We start from the raw sequence: 22,042 nt of genomic DNA, 5'->3' as shown, positions 1-22,042 counted from the left end.
ACCCGGCCTGCCGCCCCCGAGTCGAGAAGGCAGCGACTGTTCGCCAGCTCGTTCTTCAGACCTCAGCCCCGTCGTCGCTGGCGAAGTTTGATTCGATCTCGCAGTTCGCGCTGGCTGTCGAGCACTACCGCGAGACTCTCGTCCTGGAGGTCGTGCATTCATCCGCGGGCAGTGGTAGGGCCGGAGATATCTTCGGTGCGGCTGCCGCCGAACACTGTGGACAGGTCGAGCAGTTCCCGCCGGTCCGGGAGCAGCCGACGGTTGAGCGTTAGTCCTGCGCGCACCAGATACCGCACCGTCCAGGTGATCGGCCGGGACGGCCGTTTCAGGTCGAGCGCGGACAGCGTGAGATCGCTATGCAAGGCGAGCAGCACAGGACGAGCCGTCCAGCCCAGGCCGGTCGGTAGCCATCGATTCTCGAATTGCTCGATCAAGGCGTTAACGCATCGGGTGCCCTCTGGTGTTGGACCGAACCACTCCGGGGACGATTCGTAATGCGCGAGGGATCGCTCCATTTCTTCCCAGCTTTCGGGCAAATCCCGAACCCCGAGCCCCTCACCGACAGCACGCCAATGGCTGACCTGAGCTGCCTTCTCCATTGGCGTGAACCCAGGGGCGCCGACCAGGGTGAACAGCTGCTCGAACTGAAGGGTGAACCACGCGATCGTGTGGATGAACGTCTCGTTGGACATCGAGTATTCGCTGCTGTATCGGTCGTGGATTCGTTTGATCTGCGCTATCGAGGCGTTCCCGTGCGTGCTCAGGGCTCCGTGTTGGAACCAACTCAGGAAGAAGCGCAGTGTGTCGTCGGCTCGCCGGTCGCCGTCTCGGTGGATCTTGCCGGTGCCGTGTCGATCCACTGCACGCGCGCCCTCGCGCTGGCCGGCGACATGCATGAATCCCACTGTGTAGAAGAGGTTGAGGAAAAGGGCGCCACCCACCCGGGGAAGCAGCCTGTTGATGATCAGCCCCATCATCTGGGTGCTGTCGGTGCGAGGATCCAGCCGCGCGATCTCCGCTGTGATCCACTTTCGGCCGCGCAAGTCCCGCGGTGGACCACCACTGGCTGTCATGTCGTGACCGTGAGAGTCTGCTGTAGCCACTGCACCACACGGGCTGGACGTTCATCGACGATGAAGTGGCTGCATTCGGGCACATCGGTGATGACAAGATCGTCGGCATGCCGGGCGAAGTCGTCGAGCATCGCCCGCACGATGGCGGGGTCGTCGAGGCCGAAGAGCACCCGGGTCGGGACCGTGAGGCGCTGGCCTTCATAACGACCGCGGAGAATCGCGGGCACCTCGCGGGAGACAAAAGTTCGGTAGACCTTCGAGCCCGCCACTGCCCGCCCCCTCTCTCGAAACCCCTGACGGAACTCGGCGACCGCGACCGGCGGCATCCCCATGCGCCCCACGGCCCACCACAACACCGAACTGCGGTGCAGCATCGGGCCGAGAACCGGCGCCCCGACCATCGGCTGGTAGGCCAACCGATGCAGGTGGCGCAGCGCTCCACCTGCCGTCTGCCACACGGGCGCGATGTTCAACAGTGCGAGGTGCCGCACGCGCTGAGGTGAGCGCAGCGCGACCAACTGCGCGATCCACCCACCCCAATCGTGCCCGACCAGGTCGAAGCTCTCGATACCCATCGCATCCATGAGCGCCAAGACGTCGCTCGCCAACTGCTCCTTGTCGTAGCCACCCCGTGTCGCCTCACTCCACCCGAAGCCGCGCAGATCCGGGGCCAGCACCCGCATTCCGTGGTGTGCCAGTGCCGGTATCACCTCACGCCACAACCACCAATGCTCGGGCCAGCCATGCAACAGCACTATCACCGGCCCGTCGGCAGGGCCGGCGCACGCGACATGGAGCTGGACCCCTCCCGCGTCGACGAAAAGGTGCTCGACGCCGTCGCTGGGAGGGAATGCGCGCGCGACGTGCAGACCAGCGCGCCTGCGCTGCAGACGTTGTGCGAGGTCGGTGACGAATTGCATTCGGCAATCTCCTTCGGCAGGCCCCGGGGCGAGCGGCGATACAAATGTATCGTATACCAGCGCGAAGTATAGCAAATCATGCAATATGTATCTTTCTCAGGCGACGCCCCAATCACGCACCCAAACCCCACGCCGACATGATCATCCACGCGGCGATGCAATGATCCCTTGAGCCCACGACCGCGAACTCGACACCCTGATCCTGCGACTCCACATCGAAACCGCATACCGCCGCGAAGGCACCCTCCGGTTACACCCCGACGACCTCGACAACGAACTCTGCCTCGTCCTGCTCCGAGAGAAGGGCGGCCGCGATCGATGGCAACCGATCTCACCCACCCTGATGTGGCACCTCACCGACCACGCCGAACACCGCAACCGCCCACCCGGGGGGTCAGCTGCTGCGGTATCGGCGCGGCACCGATCACCACCCGCCGATACGACCACCTCTGGACACGCCTGGGCACCTGAGTCATCGCCGGGGCTGTGCGCTCTCCCACCGGTTGGCGACGAGGTGTTTTCGGGCTGTGAAGCTGGGGCAGCGCGGGTTGTGCGACCTGGAATCGGGAGGTGCGCCAGCTGGACGTGTCGCTCATCGCCCGTCTCGAATGATCTGTTCGATGTTGCGCTCGGCGAGCGCAGTAATCGTCAGGGACGGGTTGGCGGCACCCGCGTTGCCGGGTATTGCGGCACCGTCGACGACGTAGAGACCGGGGTGGCCGTGCACACGGCCGTAGTGATCGGTCGCACGACCTATAACCGCTCCACCGAGCGGATGCGAAGATGCGGCGGCGTAGCCGGCAGTGGCGGGCAGGAGGGAGACTCCCGCTGCGGCGACCCTGCTACTGACGGCTCCGGCTGCCGCGATCGAAGCAGCGCCGCCCTGGTCGGGCCAGTCGAGTATCGCGCGGTCTGTCGAAGGGTCGTAGCGGATCGTCCCGCGGGTGTCGTCGAGTACGAGGCCGATGACGACCAGCAGGCCTACATCGACCGGAACGCCGGGGACGGAGAAGTTCTCGAGTACGGTCGGGGTGCCGGATTCGTCGAGGAGCCGACTAGCGACGGCAGCTCCTTGGGTGCCCAGCATTGGGGTGTCGAGGGTCCACGGTGCCATGACGACGTTTCCGTTCGGGCCCCAGCCTGCACCGATGTGTTCGTTCAAGTTCGAAAGCGTGCCCGTCGCCCTGGCGCGGACGAGCAGCTCTGTGGTTCCGATGGACCCGGCGGCGAGGAAAAGCCGGTCGCAAGTGAGAGTACGAGTACGCAGGACCTGCCCGGTCGGTGCGAGCTTGGTGGTATGGACGCTGAATCGTCGGTCGCGTTCTTGGACGATCGAGTTCACCGTATGGCCTGGGTAGATCCGGACGCGGCCGGTGTTCTCGGCGTGGCGCAGATACGTCTGGTTCAGGTCGATCTTCGCGGCGTTCGAGTTGCCCATCGTGCTGCGGCCGATCGTTGCCGACGGCCGGGAGCGGCCTGCCAGTTCATCGCGCAGGACATTCCAGTTCCAGGTGGATTCCGACGGCAACGGAAGGTAGCCCGCGCGCCGCGCCGCTGCGTCCCAGGCGCGACTATGCGCAAACGCGGGCGAGTGGTAGATGTCGTCGGGCATCGCACTGACCCGCAGCGTTCGCCGTGCCAGCGGGTAGTAGACGTCATTCATCTCCCCGTAGTCGACGACACCAGCGAAGACCGCGTCGAAGAACCGCCGTTCGGGTTGAACGGACACCCCCGTGTAGACGATCGAACCACCACCAACCGCCGCGCCGCGCAGCACGCGCATGTTCGGATAGTTGTCGATACACAGGACGCCACCGAAGTCGTCGACACCCAGCGGCACGGGAACGCCGGTGATGCTGCCGAGGACATCGGAGAACGAGTCCCGGTGCCAGATCCCCCGGCCGTCCGGCAGAGTCTCGGAGCTGAACACATCGCGCCACGGATCATTCGGCCACCGCGAACCTCGCTCCAGCACAGCGACTTCCGCATCGGCCTCGGCGAGCCGCAGGGCGGATACAGCGCCACCGAAACCCGACCCGATCACGATCGTGGGGCAGTGTTGGGGCGGGTCAGGCAGCGGCGCGAAGATCTCCGGTACCACCGTGCGGTAAAACGCTGCGAGTGTGTCGTCGTCAGCGACCGTCGGAGACGGCGCTGCGGTCAAGACACTTGCCACGCCGAGGGTAGCGCCGAGTGCGCTACTTCGAATGAATGCGCGCCTGTCCATGGTCCTCCTTCAAGGATTGTGCTTCGGTGTGTCGCGGTGCGGGTCTCTGAATCACTGGCCGCGAAGGGCATACGCGGCCAGTACTTCGCGCCGCAGGCTCGTCTCGACGTGGCGTATCGCCGTGTTCGCGATCGCGTCGCTGACTCGCTTTAGTAGTCGGCCCGCCACTCCGCCGGTCACGGGGTAGGTGATCGTGACGTGGAGGCGCGTGGCGTCCGGGTCATGCGCGGCGAAGGCGAAGGCGGCTCGCACGTATGGCCCGCTCACGGACTCCAAGACGATGAGTTCATCGGCCCGCCACTCGGCAGCGGTGAGCTGGAACTGTGCTGACGCCACTCCGCTGGAAAACGAAGTGTCGAAAGTTGCGCCCGGTCCGGCGTCCTGTTCGCCGCATGGATGGAATGCTGTGATGCCGAACATCCAGTTAGGTACGTTGGTGTAGTCGGCCACAAACCTGAACGTAAACTCGATCGGCGCTTCGATTGTGCTGTGACGCTCGATTGTTGCGGACACCGCACTCCTGCTCTCTCAAGTATCTGATAGTTCGCATTACACATAACTGGGTGACTCCGTGTCCACCGGTGAACAATTGATGAATTGTGCGCTTTTCGGTTGCGCGACAACCGTCATGGTGAATTTCGGGCCGCGCCTGTCTATTTGACCAAGGGGTCGATTCGAAGCGCTCTCGGCGTGATTCTCCGGGGAGTCTAGCGGCACAGAATCCTGCCGTCGAGGGTCAGAATCATGTTCTTGCAACAGGTTTCGGCCGTGGAGAAAGTTGAAGGTGTGTGTACCCCTCGTTGGCGTTACGAACATCTTGTAATGGTTGCATGGAGTAGGTGACGCTGCTAGGCTCGGGCTCGATCGGGGTTGCAGGACCGGGGGATTCGATGGGGAATCAGCAACCTCCTTGGGCTATTCATGCCCGAGATCCTTGGAAACAGGTCGCGCAGCTCCTGCAATCTCGCTACGTAACCGGGTGAATCATTCTTTTCAGTTTGAATTTATGGGGGCCTGTCTTTTATGAACGGTGAATCTGCCGCGCCTACACTCGCGCATCTACTGGTAAGTCGTGCTGATTCGTATCGAGACCGAATGGCATTCGCTTACCTGCCTGACGGTGAGTCGATCTCAGAGCAGTGGACCTATGGTGAGCTGCGCGAACGGTCCGAGGCGGTCGCCGACTGGCTCCGTGGTGAGGGTGCCCGTGGCGAACGTGTGCTGCTGCTGCACGAGAACCACCTGCACTTCATCGCGGGGCTGTTCGGCTGTGCCCTCGCCGGTGCCGTCGCGGTGCCGGCGTATTCTCCGGTCGGTAAGAAGCAGGTCGCCCGGATCGGCAAGATCGTCGACGACTCTGGTGCCCACTTCGCGCTGACGTCGTCGAGCGCGCTGGACGAGACTCGCGAGGCCATCGAATCCTTCGAGAAGGCGCTGGATTTGCGTTGGTGCGCTTCGGATGCCCTGTCGATCGTCCCGTCAGACGGGCAGGTCGAACCGTTGAACGACCCGCCCACACCGGATGATATCGCGCTTCTGCAGTACACCTCCGGATCGACGAGCGATCCCAAAGGCGTGATGATCACGCACCGGAACTTTCTCGATAACGTCGAGAGTATCCGGGGGGCCCTCGGCTCGCCTGGTATCGGCGATGACATGGTCGGTGTGTTCTGGTTGCCGCTGCACCATGACATGGGTTTGGTCGGCGCTGTGTTGTCCTCGGTCTATCTGGGGGTTGGCTCGGAGCTGATGTCTCCTGCTTCGTTCGTATTACGACCGATTCGCTGGCTCAAGCGAATCTCCTTGCACCGCAATGTCATCACTGCTGCGCCGAACTTCGCCCATGAGCTGTGTGTCAGTACCACAACGCCACAGGAGCGGTCTCAGCTGGACCTGCGCGGCTGGCGTACGGCCTTGTGCGGTGCAGAGTTCGTGCGTGCGGAAACCATGCAGCGATTCGCCGAGGCCTTCGCGCCGGTGGGGTTCGACACTGCTGCCGCGCAGCCGGTCTACGGTATGGCCGAGGCAACACTGCTGATCTCCGGGTCGCGCAGGGCGGACGGAGCGCTGGTACGGACGCTGTCTCGTTCGGCTCTGCATGAGCGCCGGATCGTCGAGGTTGTTCCGGGAGCGGATGGTTCGACGGTGATGGTCGGCTGTGGGCGGGTGCAGAACGGACTGCGGGTCGTCGTTGTCGATCCGGATACCCGTGTTCCGTGTGCCGATGATCAGGTCGGCGAGGTGTGGATTTCGAGCCTCTCTGTTGCCCAGGGATATTGGCGAAACCCCGCAGCTACGGCGGCGGCGTTCGGCGCTGAGCTCGTCGACGCGGGCGAGCACCATACAGGCCCGTATCTGCGCACCGGCGACTTGGGATTTCTCCAGGAAGACGAGATCTTCGTCGCAGGGCGCTTGAAGGATTTGATCATCCTGCGTGGCCGCAACCTCTACCCGGACGATCTGGAGGGCACGGTCGCAGACATCGATCCCGTGCTGTTGCGTGGGCGCGGCGCGGCGTTTGCGGTGCAAACAGATACGGGTGAACAGCTGGTCGTAGTGCAGGAAATCGACCGCGACATTGCGCCGGATACCGACTTCGACGGTGTGTGCGGGAGGATCGCCGCAGCACTCACCTCCGAGTACGAGGTAGCTGTCTCAGCGGTGGTGCTCGTGCGTAGCTATAGCCTGCCGAGCACCTCCAGCGGCAAGGTCCAGAGGTTCGCCTGCCGAGAGAAGTTCGAAACCGGCAAGCTGAAGACGGTGACGCAGTGGACGCCGGCAACGCCGAGTGCGTTCGCGCCTCCCGGGCCTGTCGCGTCGCCTCGTCTCGAGCACAACGCGGCTGACGTCGCGCAGTGGCTGGTCGAGCACCTGGCACGCGGGCTCGGTGTCGCCACGACCGAGATCGACCCACGTCAGCCATTCGCGTACTACGGCTTGGATTCGGTGCGCGCAGTCCAACTCGCCGGCGCGGTCTCGATGCGGTTCGGCGTCGAGTTGCGCCCGACTGTTGCCTACGAGTACCCGACCATCACCGAACTGTCCGAGCATCTGTGCGCCACAAGCACGGTCGGTGCCACCGCCGTCTCGCCGGTGGAGCATGGGTTGGAGCACAGCGAAGACCTGACGGAGGAGCCGCTTGCGATCGTTGGGATCGGATGCCGGTTTCCTGGTGCAGACGGACCTGATGCCTATTGGGAACTCCTGCGTGACGGTGTCGACACGATCGGGCCCGTTCCGTCGGACCGGTGGTCGCACAAGGATGTCCGGTGGGGTGGATTCCTCGACGATGTGCGGTCGTTCGACGCCGAGTTCTTCGGCATTTCCCCTCGCGAAGCTGACCACATCGACCCCCAGCAACGGTTGCTGCTCGAATTGGCCTGGGAGGCATTCGAAGATGCAGGTGTGGTCACCACCGAACTTGTGGGGCAACCGGTCGGTGTATTTCTCGGCATCTCGACCAATGACTACGGCAGGCTCTACTACTCCACCGAGGACCGGATCGACGCCTACACCGGTACCGGCAACGCGTTGAGTGTGGCCGCCAACCGGATCTCCTATCACTTCGACTTCCGGGGACCCAGCGTCGCGATCGACACAGCATGCTCGTCCTCTCTGGTGGCGCTGGACGCCGCATGCGCCGCGCTGCGCGCGGGAGAGGTGTCGAAGGCCGTGGTCGGCGGGGCAAACCTGCTGCTCTCACCCGCATTGTCGATCAATATGGGCAAGGCGGGCGTGATGGCCGCCGACGGCCGGTGCAAGACCTTCGATGCCGCAGCGGACGGCTACGTGCGCAGCGAGGGCGCGGGCGTGATCGTCGTCGAACCGCTTTCTCGTGCCGTGGCCGAGGGCAGGTCGGTGTACGCGGTGATCCGCGCCAGCGCTACCAATCACGACGGCCGCACGAACGGCATCATGGCGCCCAGCCGCAGCGCCCAGGCCGAGCTGCTCCGCAGCGCCTACCGCCGGGCAGGTGTGCGACCCGGCGATGTCGCCTACGTGGAGGCGCACGGTACCGGCACGCTACTGGGCGACGCCATCGAAGCGACAGCGCTCGCTGAGGTACTCGCTGACGGGCGGGCGCCGGGCGGGGCGTGCGCGATCGGCTCGGTAAAATCCAATATCGGCCACCTCGAAGCCGCGGCGGGGATCGCGGGCGTGATCAAGGTGGCGTTGGCGCTGAGGCACGGTGCGATCCCGCCGAGCCTGCACTACCGCGAACCCAACCCCGGCACCGGCCTTCCGTGCGACACGCTGCGGGTGGTGACGAACGTCGAGTCGTGGCCGGACGGGGTGCCGGTCGCGGGGGTGAGTTCCTTCGGGTTCGGCGGTACCAACGCGCACGTCGTATTGGCCGCCGCACCCGCGGATCGCGCGCCGGAGCCGACCGGTCCGACTGCTCAGCGTCCCGTCCTCCTGCCGATCAGCGCGAATGGCGCGGCCGCGCTGGAGGCGCTGGCCGAGCGATACCGGGACCTCCTCGCCACCGATGGTGCCGACCTCGCCGACATCGCGTACTCGGCGGTGGCCCATCGGGTGCACCACGACGACCGGCTCGCACTGGTCGCCACCACTGCGACCGAAGCCGCCGACCAGGTGGCCGCGTTCCTGCGCGGTGAGGGCCGTTCCGGCATGTCGACGGGACGGGTGCGGGCTGGGCGCGCGCCGCGGCTCGCCTTCGTCTTCTCGGGGCAGGGTTCGCAATGGCTCGGCATGGGCAGGCCGCTGTTCGCCGACGAGCCTGCGTTCCGCGACGCGCTGATCGCATGTGACCGGGAGCTCCGGCGCACGACGGGATGGTCGGCGATCGACGAGTTGCACGCCAACGAGGAACGGTCGCGGCTGGCGGATGTCGACGTCGTGCAGCCGATGATCTTCGCGGTGCAAGTGGCACTGGCTGCCCTGTGGCGTTCCTGGGGTGTGGTGCCTGATGCCGTTGTCGGCCACAGCATGGGCGAGGTGGCGGCCGCACACGTCGCAGGGGTACTCGATCTCGCCGACGCGGCACTGGTGATCGCGCACCGCTCCCGACTGTTGCGCACCGTGGCGGGCGAAGGCGCGATGGCGGTGGTCGAACTGACGCCGGAGCAGGCCGAGGCCAGAATCGGTGACCTGCCGGTGGCGGTCGCCGCGGTCAACGGCCCGCGGTCGACGGTGCTTTCGGGCGACCCAGCCGCTCTCGACCAAGTGCTCGCCGAACTCCGGCGCGATGACATCTTCTGCCGGACAGTCGCTGTCGATATCGCCTCGCACGGCCCGCAGATGGATCCACTCCGTCCCGCCCTGGTCGCGGCCACGGCGGAGGTCCGCCCGCGGCAGGGCAAGGTGTCGATGTATTCGTCCGTCACCGGTGCCGTCGGGCCGATCGTCGGGTTCGGCGCAGAATACTGGGGCGACAACCTCAGGCAACCAGTACTTTTCGGGCCCACGATCGATCGGATGGTCGCCGACGGATTCGACACATTCGTCGAGATATCGCCGCACCCGGTGCTCACCCCGGCCATCACCGGCGCGCACGACGGCGCGCCGATCGCCGCGCTGCCGTCCGGCGTCCGCGACGATGAGGACAGCGCGACGCTGCTCGCCACGCTGGGGGCCCTCTACTGCCGCGGTGGCAATATCGCGGGATTCCCCGGCGATGGCGGCGTTTTCGTTCCGCTGCCGCCCTATCCGTGGCAGCGCGCTGTGCACTGGATCGCGGGGACTGGGCCTACCTCGCCCGCCGAGTCCGGCCGCGAGTCCACCTCCGAGCGGTTGACATCCTCGATCCACTCGGGGACCGAGTTCTGGCAGTGGGACATCGATCTCGATCACGCCCCATTCCTGCGCGACCACTGTGTGCAGGCCACGCCGACCGCACCGGCCGCGCTCCACGCTGCGTTGCTCGGCGTGAGCGGCGGCGACCGCTTCAGCGACGGGCACGAACTGCTCGACATGCAGTTCGACAGCCCACTGCTGTTCGCTGACGGTGTTACGCGCCGGTGGCAGTTGTCGCTGGTCGGTGACGCGCGCGGCGGAATGTCATTTCGGATGATGGGCACCTCGGCCGAGGGTGTCGATGCCGCGTGGGAAGCGCTGTCCGACGGCGTGATTCGGCCCCTGCCGGCCGGTGCGGCGCCGGCCGGCAAGCGGGCCGTGGGAGCACCGCACGGCTGGGAAGCGATGCCGGGAGCGGACTTCTACCGGGAACTCGATGCCGCGGGCTTCAACTATGGCCCCGCATTCCGCCGCATCGAGACGGTCTGGCGGCACGACCGCGAGGCCGTGGCGCGCTTGTCCGGCGCGACGGTGCCTACCGGCGAACTGCTGGCACCGTCGGTGTCCGCGGCGACCGTACAGCTCGACGCGGCGTTCCAGGTGCTCGCCGCCACCGTGCTGGGTGACGACTTCGCCGACGACAGCGTGTTCTTGCCGGTGGGCCTGCGAAGTCTGCGCGTCTTCGGCGATATCGGCACCGCACGGTGGTGCCATCTAGTGCGCTCGGCGGACCCGGCGGCGGATGCGGACACCCTGTTCGGCAGCTTTGAGTTGACGTCGCAGGATGGACGTGTGGTGGCCGAGGGCACCGGTCTGCAAGTGCGGCGCCTGTCCGGCGACAGCATCGGCGCGGCGGCTATCGATCGCTGGTTCCACCGGCTGAGCTGGCAGGAAACACGGCCACTGCCCGCACCCGTCGCGGCTACGGGGCACTGGATCATCGTCGGGGAGTCATCGCCCAGCGAGGCGATCCGCGAGCGCATCGCCGCCGAGGGACAATCGGTAGTGGTGCTGCGGCCGGGCACCGAGTACCTCATCGACGCTGCCCCCACCGGAGTCGTGTATCTCGGTGCGGCGGACGATCCCGCAGACGGACCCGCCGGCGCCGCGCACGACAACGCGCTCCACCTACTGCACCTCGCACAAGCGCTGAGCAGGCGGGAATGGCCGACGCGAACACCGCGGCTGTTCGTCGTGACCTGCGCGACCCAGGTGGTCGATGAGGGCGACGAGCTCCCGACCGCCGCACTCGCCGCAGGGCCACTGTGGGGCATCGCGCGGACGGTGGAACACGAAATCCCCGAATTACGCTGTACCAGAATCGATCTCGGTGACAACCCGGGCTCATCCGAGATCGGGGCACTGTGGCGGGAGCTGAGCTCTGGTGACGCCGAAACCGAAGTGGCGCTGCGGGCGGAGCTTCGTTACGTCGCTCGGCTGCGCCGGATCGTGGCGCCCGGCCCAGTCCGCAGGTCCGCGCGGCAGGGCGAGGGTTTTGCCGTCGCTCAGGACAAACCCGGACTGCTGGACGATCTGGAATTGCGTGGGCTCGAGCGTCGAAAGCCGCGCCCGGGTGAGGTGGAGATCGAGGTCTTGGCCGCCGGTCTCAACTTCCATGACGTCGCGGTGGCGGTGGGCGTCATTCCGCCCGAGGGTGATACGCGCATCCAGCTCGGCGGCGAATGCGTCGGCACCGTGAGCGCGGTTGGGCAGGGGGTGACCGGTGTGTCACCGGGTGATGTTGTCGCGGCACTCGCATCGCCCGCCTTCGGCGCCTTCGTGACCACCTCGGCCGAACTCGTCACTCCCGTGCCCGAGTCGCTGGATCCGGTCGCGGCGGCCAGCGTCCCGATCGCCTACGTGACCGCCTATCACGCGTTGTGCGAGCTGGCCCGGCTGCGCAAGGGGGAGCGGGTACTCATCCACGCGGCGACCGGTGGTGTTGGGCTGGCCGCCGTCGCGCTCGCCCAGAGGGTCGGTGCCGAGATCCACGCCACGGCGGGAAGTCCGGCCAAGCGCGACTATCTGCGCTCGCTCGGTATCGAGCACGTGATGGACTCGCGGTCGCTGGACTTCGCCGAACAGATTCGCGTGAGCACCGGCGGGGCCGGGGTCGATGTGGTCCTGAACTCACTGTCGGGAGCTGCGATCCGCAGCAGTCTCGCCGTGCTTGCCCCGTACGGCAGGTTCATCGAGATCGGCAAACGCGATGTCGTGGAGAAGCGCTCGATCGACCTGTGGCAGCTGCGACGCAATATCGCGCACTTCACCGTCGACATCGCAGCCATGGCCGTCGAGCGGCCTGCCGCCGTTGGCGCGATGTTGCGGGAAGTCCTCCGGCTCGCCGGTACGGGTGAGCTGACACCTCTGCCGGTGACGACATTCCGGATATCGCAGGCCGAGGACGCGTTCCGCTTCATGGCGAAGGCCGGGCAGATCGGCAAGGTGGTCATCACCGCCGAATCCGCGCCCGACATCTTGGCGGACCGGCTGCACTTGTCTGGTGACGCAAAGTATCTAGTGACCGGCGGACTCGGCGGACTCGGCCTCGCGGTCGCGGAACTGTTGATCCGGCGTGGTGCCAGGCATCTTGTGCTGGCGGGCCGGAGTGCGCCCAGCACACATGCCGAGGCTGCGATCGCGGGATTCCGCGCGAGCGGCGTGCGGGTGACGACGAGCACGACCGATGTCGGCCGTCGTGACGACGTGACCGCCCTGGTGGCGCGGATCGATGCCGACGGGCCGCCGCTGCGCGGAATCGTGCACGCGGCAGGCACTCTGGCCGACGCGATCATCGATCGGCAGGACGCGGATTCGCTGGCCGCGGTGCTGAGGCCGAAGGTCAACGGAGCCTGGCACCTACATACCGCGACCCATCACCACACCCTGGACTTCATGGTCTACTTCTCCTCGGCGGCCGGTGTGCTCGGTTCCCCGGGCCAGAGCAACTACGCCGCGGCGAATGCCTTTCTCGACGAACTGGCCGCCTACCGCCGCGGGCGCGGATTACCCGGCACGAGCATCGCGTGGGGTCCGTGGCGCGAGGTGGGATTGGCCGCCACCGGGCAGCGCGCCGCCCATGTCGGTGGCCTCGGCCTCGGCACCATTGCCCCCGTTGATGGTCTGGCGGCCCTCGATCGGATCATGGTGGCCGACCCGGTGCACGCCCTGGTCCTGCCCATCGACGGAGCATTGCCGTCTGGTCTCGCCGCACTGCCCCGATTCACGGACCTTCTTGTGGCCGAAGTAGATTCAGGCTCATCGAGCGATGTGCTCGACCGACTGCGGGCCGTGGCGCCGGCAGATCGTGGCGCGGTCCTCTCGGGCTACGTCACCGAGGTGATCGCCCGCAGGTTGGGCGCCGACGTCGAGAGCTTCGATCGCGATCGGCCGCTGCGATATCTGGGGTTGGACTCGATTGGCGCGATGGAACTGCGTACCCGTATCGAACGCGATCTGCCGGTCACCGTGCCTGTGGTCAAGCTGCTGGCAGGACCGAGCGTCACCGAGTTCGCCGACTGGCTGCTGACTGTTCTCGATCGCGAACCGGCGGTGGGCGCCGCGCCTGCCGCCAGAACACCGCAAGGCGGCATCGACGATCAGCGTGCCGTCGAACTGCTGGCCGACTTGGACGAACTCTCCGACCATGCGGTCGAGGAGCTGCTGGCCCAGATGCTCACCAGCGAGGGAGAAAGCTCGTGATCGACGACAAGCGTCAGTTGCTCCAACAGTTGCTCCGGGCCAGGGCCGAGCGCGAGCTCTCCCATGGTGAGCGCGGCCTGTGGTTCCATTCCGTCCTCGCCCCCGACAGCTCATCGTACAACTTGCTCTACCAAGGCCGTTCGGGGACGCCGATTGATATCGCACGACTCGAGTCGGCGCTCGCGATCCTGGTACGCCGCCATGAACTCCTCGGGTCGATCTTCCGGCTGTCTGCGGGAGAGCCGGTGGCGGTGCCGAACCCGGACACGAAGATTCCGGTGCGCGCGCTCGATGCGACGAGCTGGTCGGCCCAACGCCTCGACGACTGGCTCGACGCGGCGCTCGACGCGCCGATCGACCTGGTTGATGGGCCGGTGGTTCAGGTCACCGTGCTGCGGCGGGCACCCGATGAACACCTCATGGTGCTCACGGTGCCGCACCTCGTCGTAGATTTCTGGTCGCTGGACATCGTGCTCACAGAACTGTCGGAGCTCTACCGTGATCCGGCAGCCGCTCTGCCCGAGATCGAGGGCAGATACGCCGACTATGTGCAGTGGCAGACCAGCCTGCTCGACAGCGACCGCGGCGAGGAACTATGGGACCACTGGCGGGAGCAGCTCGCCGGCGAGCTGCTCCCGCTCGAACTGCCCGGCCTGCGGCCGCGACCCGCGACCCAGACCTTCGCCGGAGCTAGCAGGTCCTTCGACATCGATGCGAGCCTGACCACGGCGTTGCGCGAGCTTGCACAGGCCAACGGAGTCACCCTCCAGGTTGTACTGCTGTCGGCGTATATTGCTGTCCTGCACCGGTATTCCGGCCTGGACGACATCATCGTCGGCTCGCCGGTCGCCGGGCGCAACATGCCGGGATCGGAACGCATCGTCGGCTACTTCGTGAACTCGGTGGCCTTGCGCACCGATCTCGGTGACAATCCGTCCTTCACGACGCTACTGGACCGGACGCGCAGGACGGTGCTCGATGCCGTGGCGCATCAGGACCTTCCGTTCGCGCTGCTCGCGCAACGACTGGTCCCCGGCCGTGATCCCGCGTTCGCCCCGGTGTTCCAGGTGTTCTTCGCCTGGGAGACCTCACGTTTGTCGGTGGCGTCCACGTCGGCGAGCGGGGCCGCCGAAGCGCCCGCTTTCGAACCGCTGTCGTTGCGCCAGGGCGGGGCTCCGGTCGATCTGATGCTGATGGTCGTCGAACGCGACCAGACGTTGTCGGCCGTGCTGCAGTACAACCGCGACCTGTTCGACACCGCCATGATCGACCGCTTCGCCAAGCACCTGCGCCGTTTCCTGGGTGCGGCGGTGGCGAATCCGGCCGAATCGGTCGGCCTGGTGCCGTTGCTGACCGACGACGAAGAACGGCAACGGGTGCGCTGGAACGACACCGCGGTTCCCGAATTCCGTGACCGCAGGCTCCTCGACCTGTTCACCGACCAGATCGCGCGCACCCCGACCGCGATCGCGGTCAGCTTCGGCGACCTCGACCTCACCTATCAGCAACTGTGGGACCGTGCCAGGAGTCTGGCGGAGCGGGTGCACGCCGCCGGGGCCAGGCCCGGCGATGTGGTCGGCATCGCGATCGAACGATCGGAGCTGTCGGTGATCGCGGTACTGGCAGTCCTGACGGCGGGCTGTGCGTTCCTGCCGGTGGACCCCCGGCACCCAGCACAGCGATTGAGGGTGATCAGCAAGGAGGCCGACAGCACCGTCTGGATCACCGATTCCCGCGTGCAGCACCGGCTTCCCGCACAAGCGGTCGCAGTGCTGGTGGACGAGGTGGTCCCCGGCGACAGCACGTTCGTTCCCCGCGTCGAGTCGGTGACGCCGGATTCCGCCGCGTACGTCATGTTCACCTCGGGCACCACCGGTCAGCCCAAGGGCGCGGTGAACACCCAGCGCGGCATCGCCAATCGGCTGCTCTGGATGCAGCGCGCCTATCCACTGGGCGAGCGAGATGTGGTGTTGCACAAGACGCCCGCCAACTTCGATGTCTCGGTATGGGAGCTGTTATGGCCGTTGCTGGCCGGCGCGCGGGTCGTGGTCGCCGAGCCCGACCGGCATCGCGACAGCGGCTATCTCGTCGACGCAATCACCCGCTACGGGGTGACGGTCAGCCATTTCGTGCCGTCGATGCTGCGCGTCTTTCTCGACGACCCCGGCGCCGGGCGGTGCACGAGCCTGCGCCGGGTGATCACCAGCGGTGAGGCACTGACCGCGGACCTGCGCGACGCACTCTTCGCGACGCTGCCCGCCCAGCTGCACAACCTGTACGGGCCGACCGAGGCCGCGATCGACGTGACCTATTTCGACTGCGCCCGTGACGATATCGATCCGGTCATTCCGATCGGCAGGCCGATCGCCAACACCCAGATCCATGTTGTGGACGCGCAACTGAATCCGGTGCCTGTCGGTGTTGCCGGCGAGTTGTACATCGGTGGCATCGGTGTCGCCCAGGGCTATCTGCACCGACCCGAGCTGACTGCGCAACGATTCGTCGACGCGGGACCGCGCGGTGTGCTGTACCGCACCGGCGATCAGGCGCGCTATCGGCCCGACGGCGCAATCGAGTACCTCGGGCGCGCGGACGACCAGGTCAAGATTCGCGGCGTGCGGATCGAACTGGGTGAGGTCGAAGGGGCATTGGCGGCGAGTCCGCAGGTGCGTGCAGCCGCCGTCGTCGTTCGCGGTGACGCCCAGCCGCGACTGATCGCCTACGTTGTGGCGAGCGAGCTCGACGCGCGGCCGAGCATCGCTGACCTGCGCGCCTGGCTGCGCGGCAGCTTGCCCGACGCGATGATCCCGGCGCAATTCGTCTTCCTGGACCACATCCCAACCACGCCGACGGGTAAGCGGGATAACCGGGCCTTACCCGAGCCCGACACCGCCCGTCCCGATATCTCGTCGGTGTACCAGGCCCCGCGCACGGAACTCGAGGCGACGCTGGCCGGGCTGTGGCAGCAGACTCTCGGGCTGGACACCGTCGGCGTATTCGACGACTTCTTCGAGTTGGGCGGCGCATCCACGCAGACCATGCAGATATGCGCCGCCGCACGGGATGTGGGAATAGCCGTGACACCGGAGCTGGTGTTCCGCCACCGGTCGGTGGCCGCGCTCGCCGATGCGGTCGATCATGGAGCAGTACCCGAACTCGCGGTGTCGGAGGTTGCCGCGCAACCCAACCCGCAGCCGATGATCGCGCCGGTCCAGCCGGCGGCGGTGGGCAACACGGTGATCGAGAGTCTGGGCGTCTATCTGCCGGACACGGTGCTGCCGACCTCGGCGGTGCTCGCCGGATGTGATCGACCGGTGCAGATTCCACTGGAACAGCTGACCGGCATCGTGACCCGCCGGGTCGTTGGGCCGGGCGAGTTCACCATTGATCTCGCCGAGCGGGCGGCCGCTCGATGCCTGGCCGGCTCCGCGTACTCCGCCACCGAGATCGACTTGCTGATCTGCACCAACATCTCCAACAACGAGGGCCCGGACGGTCGGTTGATCTCTGAGCCGAGCACCTCGATGCGGCTGCGGGGACTACTGGGACTGTCCTCGGCGGTGAGCTTCGATGTCTCGAACGCCTGCGCAGGCATGTTCACCGGCATCGCGATCGCCGATGCGTTCCTGGCAACCGGCCGCGCCCGCACGGCGATGGTGGTCAGCGGCGAGTACGTCTCGCACATCATCTCGACGGCTCAGCGCGAGATCACCGACTTCCTCGACGATCGGCTGGCCTGTCTCACTGTCGGTGACGCCGGCGCGGCTGTGATCCTCGAGCGCGGAATCTCGCCTGGCGTCGGCTTCCACGATCTGCGCCTGCGCACGCTGAGTCGCTACAGCGAATTGTGCATCGGCAAACGGACCGATCAGCCGCATGGGGGCGCGATCATGCGGACCAAGGCGGTCGAGCAGACCGCTGTCGCGGTCCGCAAGTCGGTCCCGTTCGCGATGCGGATGCTCGAACGCCATGGCTGGCAACCGGAAGCTGTGGACCGCATCATCGTGCACCAAACCTCGCAGGCTTCGATCAACGATGCGATGGCGACGATCAACCGGGCAATCGGGCGCTCCGCCGTTCATCAGGGCAACATCGTGTCGAATCTCGAGCATCGCGGAAATACTGCGTCGACGACGCATTTCGTTGCCCTCGGTGATCTGATCGCCAGCGGTGATCTGCAATCGGGTGACCGAATCCTTTTCGGCATCACCGGTTCCGGGCAAACCGTCGGTGCGGCCCTGTACACCGTCGATGACCTGCCCGACCGGGTGCGAGACGGTCGTCGTGGCGAGCGCAGGCCAGTGCCCGAGGATCGCAGGCCGCCCGCGGCTACCGGCCCGAGGGTGCGGTTCGAGGCCGTCGCGCTCGCCACACCGACCGGCGAGGAAAGAGCCGTCGACCTCGCAACCATGGCAGGTAGGCAGTGCCTCGATGAATCCTTCTGCGCCGCTGAAGAAGTCGGACTGGTCGTCTACGCAGGTGTGTTCCGCGACGAGTACCTCGTCGAACCGGCCACGGCGACCTTCGTCGCCGACCGACTGGCGATCAATCCGGACCCCGACGATCCGTTCGAGCAGGCGACACTGGCACTGGACCTGTTCGACGGCGGCACCGGATTCCTCAAGGCCTGCTATGCGGCGGCGGCCGCCATCGCAGCGGGTCAGACCCGCGCCGCGCTCGTGGTCGCCGCCGAAGCCGATCCCGAGGTGCCGAGCGAGTCAGCGGCGCGCCGGGGTATCCGCCATATCGGCTCCGCCGCTGTCCTGACCGTGGCTGGTGCCGAAGAAGGCGGATTCGGCGCCTTCCACTTCGCCGCCCATCCCGAATACCTCGACGCTATCTCGAGTTTCACGCGGGTGCACAGCACCTCGGGACTCGAATTCGTACAGGACCCGGGAATCGAGGACATCTACCTGAAGATCATCGAGGAGGCGCTGGACGAGCTGCTGCGCACCGCGTCGGTCTCGCCGGCCGACATCGGTGTCGTCCTGGCGCCGCAGATCTCATCGAACTTCCTGTCCGTACTGGCCGGCAAGATCGGGGTGCCGCACGCTCGGGTAGTCGACGTCGTCGACGGCGGACCCGATCTCTTCACCTCGTCGATCCCGGCCACCCTGCGGCACTGCCGCGGCGCCAACCTCGCCGGGCCGGGTGACCTCGGTCTGATCATCACGGTCGGCGCAGGCGTCCAGGTCGGCTGCGCACTCTATTACTTCTGACGGAATCGGTGGCGAAATGACTGTATGGGCCCGATGGACGATCAACCGGGCGAGACTAGTTCTCGTCCTCGCACTTTCGGTCTTCCTGCTCAGCGGGATCTGGGGACTGGGGGTAGTGCAGAACCTGAACCTGGCCGGGTATGACGACCCGGCCAGCGAGTCGTCCGAGGCCGAGCAGCTGATCAGCACGACCCCCGGCGGGCAGCGCCCGGACATCGTCGTGGTGTACACCGCACCGGCGGGAAAGACGTTGAGCGACATCGGTCCCGACGTGCTGGCGCGGATCAACGGCATCGACCCCGCTCTGCTGGCCGCGCCCGCCGAATCGTTCTGGACCGCGCAGGGCATCCGCCAGATCGCGCTGCGCTCCAGCGATCAGACCAAGGCGCTGGCCACGCTCGTACTCACCGGCGACGACGGTGCCAAGCTGCGCAATTATCCCGACCTGGCCGAGCAGCTGAAAGTCCCGGGCGTGCAGACCGAGTTCGCCGGCTACACCGCCCTCACCGCCGCCTACAACATCAAGTCGCGCACCGATGTGGTACTGGCTGAATCGGTGGCCATTCCCTTGATGCTGATCTTGCTGGTGGTGATCTTCGGTGGGGTGGTCGCGGCCGCCGCACCGGTGATCATCGGCGGCCTCGCGGTATTCGGTGCGCTCGGTGCCTTGCGCCTGATCAGCATGTTCACCGATGTCAGTGCGTTCTCGCTGAATATCGCCTCGATCATCGGCCTCGGCCTGGCGATCGACTACAGCCTGTTCGTGGTCAGCCGCTTCCGGGAAGAACTCGGCGCGGGCAGCACGCCCGCCGCGGCCGCGGTGCGCACGATCGAGACCGCAGGCCGCACCATCGTCTTCTCCGCGCTCCTGCTCGCCTGTGCTTTCGCGGGCTCGCTGGCGTTCCCCATCTCAATGTTGCGCTCACTCGGCTACGGTGCGATCGCGGCGATCTCAATCGCGGCGATCCTCGCGCTGACTGCACTGCCTGCCGCTCTCGCCTTGCTCGGCGGCCGGATCGACGCACTACCCCTGCGGCGCGGTGCAGCGCGGCGAGGTGAGGAACGGGCGCAACGCTTCTGGGGTCGCCTCGCAGCCGGCGTAATGCGCAAACCAGTGGCGATCAGCGCCATCGTCGTGCTCGTACTGTTGGCGATGAGCCTGCCGCTTGCCGGGATCGTGACCGGCGGTGTGAATCCCAACGGACTGCCTGCCGACGACCCTGCCAGGCAAGCACAACAGACGGTCACGGACGATTTCCCGAATGCCACCGACGGCGCGACCATGGTGGTCCGTGGCGCGAACGGCGCACCGCCCTCCCCCGCGGCGCTGGCTCAGGTCATCTCTGAAGCCGGACGAGTCGACGGTGTACGCTTGGTCGTCCGGCTCGCCGAGGACGGTGACCGGGTGCTGGTACGTGCCCTGCTGAAGTCACCGGATTTCGCGCCTGCCGCGGAGAACACCGTGCGCGCGCTGCGAGCCATTCCCGTGCCCACCGACACCACCGTGCTGATCGGCGGCATGAACGCACAGCGGGTCGACAGCTATGACGCGATTGTGCGTGGCATCCCGGTTGCCGTGGCGGTGATCCTGGTGGCGACTCTGCTGCTGATGTTCCTCGGTTTCCGCTCGATCGTGCTGCCGCTCAAAGCCGTCGCGATGGCCGCGCTCAGCCTCGGCGCCACGTTCGGCGTGTTGACCTGGATCTTCGTGGATGGTCACGGGGCCGACTTGCTCGGCGTCGAGCCGGGGCCGCTTCCGCTCCCCGCGCTGGTGGTGGTCACCATGGCGGTGTTCGGGTTGTCGACCGACTACGAGGTGTTCCTGATGTCGCGGATGGTGGAAGCCCACGATCAGGGTGCGAGCACCGAGGAATCGGTTGTCTCGGGAGTGTCGCGAACCGGTCGGGTGATCACCGCCGCGGCAGCGCTGTTCGTCATCGTCACCGGTGCTGCCGCGCTTTCTGACGTCGCGCTGATCAAGGTGGCCGCGCTCGGTATGGCCATCGCGATCGTCATCGACGCCACGGTCGTGCGCATGCTGCTGGTACCTGCTGTGGTCAAGCTGATGGGCGATGCCAACTGGTGGACACCTTTACGGCGTCGGTGATATTCTCGGAGAATAGTTGCAATCATTGCAATAGTGTCTGACGGAGGGCATCATGCCGATCCAGCCCGGCAGCACGGACCAGCGCCCGCTGCGCCCGTTCCAGCAGCAGCCATTCGCCCGACTACCAGAGCTTCCGCGCTGTCCGCATCCGTACTTCGACGCGGACGCCCACGACATCGAGTTGGATTCCGCGTCGCTGGGCCCGCTGCGGGTTCATTACCGGGAGTACGGTGCAGGGGAACCCCTGCTGCTCGTCCACGGCCTCATGACCAGCAGTTACTCCTGGCGGTATGTACTCGACGGGTTGGGTGCGCACTATCGGCTGATCATGCCCGATCTACCCGGCAACGGCCGCAGTGCTCCACCGGCGCACCGCTTTTCGGCCACGGATCTCGGGGCCTGGATCGGCGAGTTCCAGGCTGCGGTCGGTATCCGGGGTTGCCGGGTGGTCGGCAACTCGCTCGGGGGGTACCTGGTCATGCGTCAGGCCGTGGCCGACCCGGGCGCGTTCGCCAAGGTGGTCAACCTCCACGGACCCGCGTTCGCTCAGGCGAGGTTGTACGCGCTGCATGCGGCACTGTCGGTGCCCGGCGCACAGGACGTGTTCGGCTGGTGGATTCGCCGCGACACGCAACGGTGGGCCCATCAGATCGTCCACTACTACGACGACACACTCAAATCACGCGAGGAAGCAGGCGAATACGGTGCGCCGCTGCAGACCGTTGCCGGAACGCGCGCCTTCGCAAGCTATCTGCGAGATGTGATGGACCCACGAGACCACGCCGATTTCGCTTCCGCCCTCGCGCAGCGCGCAGCGCAAGGCAGGTCGTTCCCCGTGCCGCTGCAGCTCATCTACTCCAGGCAGGACCCACTGGTGTCGCCGACGATCGGGGCGCGGCTGGCCGAACTCATCCCGGACGCGCAGCTGCGGTGGGTGGAACGTTCGTCGCATTTCGTTCAGGTCGACAGTCCCGTCGAGGTCGTGGCGCTGATTCTCGGGTTTCTCGGGACAGCGGAGACTGCGAAGTAGCTCGCAG

At 66.4% G+C, this 22,042-nt stretch carries 8 protein-coding genes; 4 read left to right on the top strand and 4 right to left on the bottom strand.

All coding sequences use genetic code 11. The features are described from left to right. Positions 1 to 158: 158 nt before the first annotated feature. The 4 genes from BOX37_RS05985 to BOX37_RS05970 all read right to left on the bottom strand — a co-directional run bounded on the left by BOX37_RS05985 (position 159) and on the right by BOX37_RS05970 (position 4,733). A complete protein-coding gene (locus BOX37_RS05985) occupies positions 159 to 1,073 on the bottom strand; it encodes an oxygenase MpaB family protein (protein WP_084759444.1) in 915 nt (304 codons plus the stop codon). Beyond that, entirely contained in the window at positions 1,070 to 2,068 is a 999-nt protein-coding gene (locus tag BOX37_RS05980; protein WP_240505223.1) for an alpha/beta fold hydrolase, read from the bottom strand. The genes BOX37_RS05985 and BOX37_RS05980 overlap by 4 nt, the downstream gene beginning before the upstream one ends. A gap of 517 nt (positions 2,069 to 2,585) precedes the next feature. After that, positions 2,586 to 4,169 carry a GMC oxidoreductase gene (locus BOX37_RS05975; protein ID WP_338039846.1) on the bottom strand — a complete coding sequence of 528 codons (1,584 nt, stop codon included), beginning with the start codon at positions 4,167 to 4,169 and terminating at the stop codon, positions 2,586 to 2,588. A gap of 102 nt (positions 4,170 to 4,271) precedes the next feature. Beyond that, entirely contained in the window at positions 4,272 to 4,733 is a 462-nt protein-coding gene (locus BOX37_RS05970) for an SRPBCC family protein (protein WP_084759442.1), read from the bottom strand. A gap of 510 nt (positions 4,734 to 5,243) precedes the next feature. Between BOX37_RS05970 and BOX37_RS05965 the strand changes: the two genes are divergently transcribed. Genes BOX37_RS05965 through BOX37_RS05950 form a run of 4 tightly spaced genes read left to right on the top strand, consistent with a single transcriptional unit; the run spans position 5,244 to position 22,035 of the window. Then, positions 5,244 to 13,679, top strand: coding sequence for a type I polyketide synthase (locus tag BOX37_RS05965; protein WP_071926763.1), 8,436 nt, complete (start codon positions 5,244 to 5,246; stop codon positions 13,677 to 13,679). Beyond that, positions 13,676 to 18,898 carry a non-ribosomal peptide synthetase gene (locus BOX37_RS05960; RefSeq protein WP_071926762.1) on the top strand — a complete coding sequence of 1,741 codons (5,223 nt, stop codon included), beginning with the start codon at positions 13,676 to 13,678 and terminating at the stop codon, positions 18,896 to 18,898. Before BOX37_RS05965 ends, BOX37_RS05960 begins: the two co-directional genes overlap by 4 nt. 16 nt (positions 18,899 to 18,914) lie before the next feature. Further along, positions 18,915 to 21,005, top strand: coding sequence for an MMPL family transporter (locus BOX37_RS05955; protein WP_071926761.1), 2,091 nt, complete (start codon positions 18,915 to 18,917; stop codon positions 21,003 to 21,005). 52 nt (positions 21,006 to 21,057) lie between these two features. Next, positions 21,058 to 22,035, top strand: a complete 978-nt coding sequence (locus tag BOX37_RS05950) for an alpha/beta fold hydrolase (RefSeq protein ID WP_071926760.1) — start codon at positions 21,058 to 21,060, stop codon at positions 22,033 to 22,035. Positions 22,036 to 22,042: the final 7 nt, after the last annotated feature.

It is taken from the genome of Nocardia mangyaensis (assembly GCF_001886715.1).
Lineage (GTDB): Bacteria > Actinomycetota > Actinomycetes > Mycobacteriales > Mycobacteriaceae > Nocardia > Nocardia mangyaensis.
This window is presented reverse-complemented; position numbering and strand designations above follow the sequence as displayed.